Raw genomic sequence first — 5,062 nt, forward strand, 5'->3', positions numbered from 1 at the left:
ATCGCCCAAAGGGCATGGAGAGGGCGGTGGGTACTTAGTGCAGCCCACTAGCTTACCAGAATCCGGCGTAGCGCCTTGCGTTCTAGTGGTTCACGAAATTCGGCGGGTTAAACCCTTATATAAAAGACGTAGCTAGAAGACTTGCTATGCAAGGCTACGTAGCATTTGCGCCAGATGCCCTGTTTCCGCTAGGCGGTTATCCAGGAAATGATGATGACGGCCGCGCTATGCAAAAGAGTCTTGATAGAGACAAGATAGAGCAAGATATGGTAGCGGCAGCGCTATGGTTAAAAGATCATGAAAAGACAAACAGGCAAGCTTGGCGTTGTAGGTTTTTGCTTTGGTGGATATATTGCTAATTTCCTAGCGGCCAGCATACCTGACGAGTTGGACGCTGCCGTTCCTTTCTACGGTACACCAGCAAAGCAGCCTCTAGTTGACCACGTAAAAGGCCCTTTATTGATTCACTTTGCCGAGAACGATAAGCGAGTGAATGCCACATGGGAAGACTACAAAGTAGTTTTGGAGACAAAAGACGCTGAGTATGAGGCTTTTACTTATGCGAAAGCACAGCACGGCTTTCACAACGATTCGACAAGTCGTTACAGCCCAAAGGACGCTGAGCTAGCGTGGAACAGAACGTTAGACTTTTTTGACAGCCATTTGAAGTAGTTAGAAGTGAAGCGGCCTCGTTAGGCCGCTTTTGTTGCTCAGTTTTTACCGGCGATTATCTTATCCATAGTGATGGGGAAGACTTGCACATAAAAGCCCGTGATAGATGCGAATGGCCAAGTAGTGTAAAATTAAAAAATGCGCGAATTGCGCTACACTTTAATCCATACCAATTATTGGCTACTCCACCTTTCAGGCCCACTTTCATGATTCACAACGATGTTCTACGTCGCCTTCGTTATGCGTTAGCGATAAACGATACCGCCGCCATTAGCATTTTCAAATTGGTTAACTACGACATGGAAATTGACTATTTACATGCCGTGATGAAGCGGGAAGGCGAAGCGGGCTATCTGCCGTGTCGCGATAAGATTATTGCGCTGTTTCTTGATGGATTGATCATTAAAAACCGTGGTCGTCAAGAAGGGCAAGCGCCTCAAAGAGCTGGGGCCAAAAGAGCGACTAAGTAATAACGAAGTACTGCGCAAAATCCGTATCGCGATGAGTTTCAAGGATGACGATAATGATTGCGGTGCTTCAACTGGCTGGCTTTCAGAATTAAGCAAAGGTGAGCTGTCTGCACTTTTTAGAAAGCCAGACCACCGCAATTACAAACCCGCTGGCGACCAAGTGGTTCGTAACTTGCTGCAGGGCATGGTGAAAAAATATCGACCTGATTCATCAGGTACCGGCCGCAGCGCGCAAACAGGTCTTCAACAAGCCAGCCGCTAATGTGCCAGAACGAGACATCGGCCAAACGATAGTAAACGCGTTAAAGGTAATCCGAACGGGAATAACCCTCATACTAACGAGCCAGGAGTTACGTCGTCGGCAGCTAACAAGGCTAAGCGCTGCAGCTAGCCAAAGTGCTAACAATGAAGCGCAGAAAGGCCAAGAAGCAACATAATGCGTCTGTGTGGGGCGAGCTACCTGCTAAAAAGCGGTGAATAAAGTTCACCGCTAGATGGCTTCCATTTGCCAGTGCTTGAGAGCTTGTTAGGCTTACTAACTTCAATCAACATAGGATGGAGTTTTCATTTATGCGGTTTACTTTTGGGCTTGCTACGCTTCTAGGTATAGCAATCATGCTAGTAGGGTGCGGTACGACGAAAAGCGATAAAAGGGAAACAGAGAGTGAAAAGGCCGAAACGCCATACGTTAATGTAGACGACATTATACCCCAGTCGATAGTTTACAAGACAGTGAATGGCAAAGGTTTAGCGTTGGATTCTATACATGCCAACTTCCTTCGGAACTGCCCCCACACTCGTCGTATGGGTTCATGGTGGTGCCTGGATGAGGGGGAGTAAAAACGAGACCCTGTCCAAAAATGGTAATTTAGTCGCTTCTTTGCTCAATGAAGGTGTGGCGGTTGCCGCAGTAAATTATCGACTTAGCGGTGAGGCTATTTTTCCTGCAGCCCCCAATGACATAAACGATGCGATTAATTTTTTAGTTGATAATAGCGATAATCTTAAACTAAGCGCTGATCACGCTGATCGACGATGGGGCGCTCAGCGGGAGGGCATCTGGCCTCGCTTTTGACCACATCAAACATACGACGACGCTCCATTTCTTGATGCAAAGCCGCGCTATCGCGTTATTGGTATGGTCGACTTTTTTGGGCCTTCTGATCTTATGGCTTTGCGGGGCAACAGCGGCAAAGTGGATCACGACGCGCCTGATGCCGCAGAAGCTCAATTTTTGGGTGAATCTCCACTGGCCAACGAAGCCCTAGCGAGAGAAGCCTCGCCGACCACTTATATAGATAGTGAAACGCCGCCTTTTATTATTTTTCATGGACTTGATGATGGTGTAGTACCCGCTTCGCAAAGCGAATTATTAAGTCGCCGCCTAGACCAATTTGGCGTGCCAAATGAGTTGTTTCTTGCTGAAGGTAAGCGCCATGGCGATCCGGTATTTGATACTAACGAATTTGTCTCAAAAGTAGTTAACTTTGTAAGAGAAGTTAAAAAGGGAAATAACTAATTTCATTTTAATAGAGTAAAGGAAAAATTATGAGCAGACATTTCGATAAGGCCGAAGGCCTTTATGAAAACAAAGACGACGCGACGAAAGGCTTTGTGTTTAACCAAACCATGCTACGCATTGCAGACCCTAAGCGCTCGTTAGATTTTTACACACGAGTGATGGGCATGACGCTGATTAAGCGTTTAGATTTCGAAGAAATGGAGTTTAGCCTGTACTTTTTGGCGGCCGGAGATGATTTTTCTGATATTTCCGACGATGTTGAAAAGCGTACCCAGCAGACTTTTGGTCGCCCAGCTATGCTTGAATTAACTCATAATTGGGGCGATACGCCAGAAACCGTCAGCTACCACAACGGCAATGCCGAGCCTAAGGGCTTTGGTCACATTGGTTTTCATGTACCTGATGCAGAAGCTGCCTGCGCCAGATTCGAATCTCTAGACGTTCCTTTTCAAAAAGGCCTCAATGATGGCTCTATGAAAGGCATCGCATTTATTAAAGACCCAGACGGCTATTGGATTGAGATTTTTGATGCATCAAAAGTTGCTGAAACTTGTGCGCCGCATTTGAAGAAGTAGCTTAGAGATTTTGAAGGCTCTTACGTGTTGCTCGCAGCGTTTAGCTAGCCGAAAATTTCAAAAATAGTGTTAATGGAAAGGGTAGCCCAGTTAAATCAGGCTAACCCTTTTTTTCTAGTTCGCTTCCAAAGTTAGCTCAACGCCGCTAACTTCAGTATGTAAGTCGTGCTGAGTATTAAGCAAAAATAAACGGTTTGCTTCAATTTTACCTTCGTTGGCTAAATAGCTTTTTACCGCTTTACTGCGCAAGTCGGCAAGTTCAATTAACGCGCTTTCTGAAATGTCGATACTATTGCGAAGCTTGTTGTAACGGGCAATCGTCAGCGCTCTTTTTACGTCCTCTTCGTTAATCGTATCAATAGTGTTATCACTACTATTTTGACCTTCATCTTCACTTGTTAACTCAGGGTATAACTTAGCCACCATCTTCTTATATTCTTGATCAAAGGTCGGGCGCAAACATCTCTACATAGTGAGGAAATAAGGGCGTCGGCCAATGGACCTTCCAATGGAATACGGCTGCCGGTTAATGGCTCATCTTGCGAACTTCCACTGTCGCTGGAGATTTTCAATGTCATCACCTGCAGAAGTATTCCCGTTCGTACTTGAACTGCCGGAGGTAGTAGTGGAATCAACAAGCCCACTTTTTGCGAATAGCGTGGCATTTAACTGGCGTTGTGCCAGCGTACTTGAATCTGATACCGCATTTACCGATCCTTCAATGTTCACTCTAAGCCCTGGGCGTTTTTCTAACGCCTCTGCTAAGGTGTTCAGCTTTTCCTGTGCATCCGCGCCGAGTGAATGTTCTCCAAATTCAAACTCAACGCTGTCTAGCTCGTCATCGCTGCCAACCAGATTTGCTAGTAGCGAAAACGGCGCGGTCACAGCCTTGGTAATGATATTGCCAATAGCATTAAGGATTATAGAGCCAAAGCTAAAATCTGGGCTGTCTACGTCTCCAGATACATCTAAACCTAAATCTATAACGCCGTTGCTATCCTCTAGCAGCGCGATAGCGAGCCCAAGTGGCAAACTTAGCGCTTGGTCAGAATTAGATTTTTTACCTAAGGTTAGCTGGTCGATAACTACATGATTCTTACCTTCCAGCGCTTTCCCATTAAGCTTGTATTGCACGGCTAATGACAACAAGCCTTTGTCAATGTAATAGCCCATGTAGGTGCCAGAGTAGGGGTTAACTGAAGTAAGTTCAGCGCCTTTTACAGAGAAATTTAAATCTAGGTCAAGGTCACTTTTTAAAGGGTGAATGAAGCCCGCTAGTATTACCGGTGCATAGTTATCTATTTTTCCAGTGATATCCACATTGGCCGGCGTATCTGAACGCGAGTCTATGCCTGTTACTTTGCCATTTAGGCTTTCTATGGCCGACGCGAACTTCGGTGTTAATGAGTGATCAGCAAAGTAGGCTTTACCGTTCTCAATTGATATGGCATTCACAACAATAGCAAGCTCTTCAGCGTTTGAAGACGTCTTTTCACGAGTTTCAGATGTTATCGAATTTGTTGAGCTCATGCTGCTAGGTTTGCTAGCGATATCATTCTTAGCGGGCTGCTCTTCATTGTTGTTTTCTTTTGAGGAAACAACTAGCTTGCTCACATTGGTTTGCTTGGCTTCGTCAATAATGAGTCGAGCGAAGGGAGATTGTAACTGAATATTGTCTACGCTTAGCTGGTTTAAAGCGTGGTTAAAATCAATATCGTCCACTATTAAAGATTGCCATTGCAACAACGGCTCTTTGGCGTCATCTAGAACACTTAAGTCAGACACCTTCGTATTTGCCTTAACGTTTAATGTTTCAGTTCCCT

5 protein-coding genes and 2 pseudogenes are annotated in these 5,062 nt (G+C 45.4%); 5 read left to right on the forward strand and 2 right to left on the reverse strand.

Going from position 1 to position 5,062, the window contains the following annotated elements:
• Positions 1-146 precede the first annotated feature (146 nt).
• The 5 genes and pseudogenes from ACXAD0_RS18415 (at position 147) to gloA (ending at position 3,239) form a co-directional block, all read left to right on the forward strand.
• Positions 147-672 (forward strand): annotated as a pseudogene (locus ACXAD0_RS18415) (dienelactone hydrolase family protein).
• Positions 673-878: 206 nt separating this feature from the next.
• Positions 879-1,142 carry a DUF1456 family protein gene (locus tag ACXAD0_RS18420; RefSeq protein ID WP_475090443.1) on the forward strand — a complete coding sequence of 88 codons (264 nt, stop codon included), beginning with the start codon at positions 879-881 and terminating at the stop codon, positions 1,140-1,142.
• On the forward strand, positions 1,084-1,404 hold the full coding sequence (locus tag ACXAD0_RS18425; RefSeq protein WP_475090445.1) for a DUF1456 family protein: 321 nt from the start codon (positions 1,084-1,086) through the stop codon (positions 1,402-1,404). The genes ACXAD0_RS18420 and ACXAD0_RS18425 overlap by 59 nt, the downstream gene beginning before the upstream one ends.
• Before the next feature lie 504 nt (positions 1,405-1,908).
• Positions 1,909-2,661, forward strand: a pseudogene (locus ACXAD0_RS18430) (alpha/beta hydrolase fold domain-containing protein).
• A 29-nt stretch (positions 2,662-2,690) separates the two neighbouring features.
• The gene (gloA, locus tag ACXAD0_RS18435) at positions 2,691-3,239 is read left to right on the forward strand and encodes a lactoylglutathione lyase (protein ID WP_474827087.1); all 549 of its coding nucleotides are present in this window, start codon (positions 2,691-2,693) and stop codon (positions 3,237-3,239) included.
• A 114-nt stretch (positions 3,240-3,353) separates the two neighbouring features.
• Here the strand turns inward: gloA and ACXAD0_RS18440 are convergent, their stop codons facing one another.
• The gene (locus ACXAD0_RS18440; RefSeq protein WP_475090447.1) at positions 3,354-3,665 is read right to left on the reverse strand and encodes a hypothetical protein; all 312 of its coding nucleotides are present in this window, start codon (positions 3,663-3,665) and stop codon (positions 3,354-3,356) included.
• Positions 3,666-3,773: 108 nt separating this feature from the next.
• Positions 3,774-5,062: DUF748 domain-containing protein (locus ACXAD0_RS18445; protein WP_475090448.1), on the reverse strand; the 1,289-nt coding region annotated here is incomplete at its 5' end.

Source organism: Microbulbifer sp. ABF4_148, assembly GCF_056158985.1.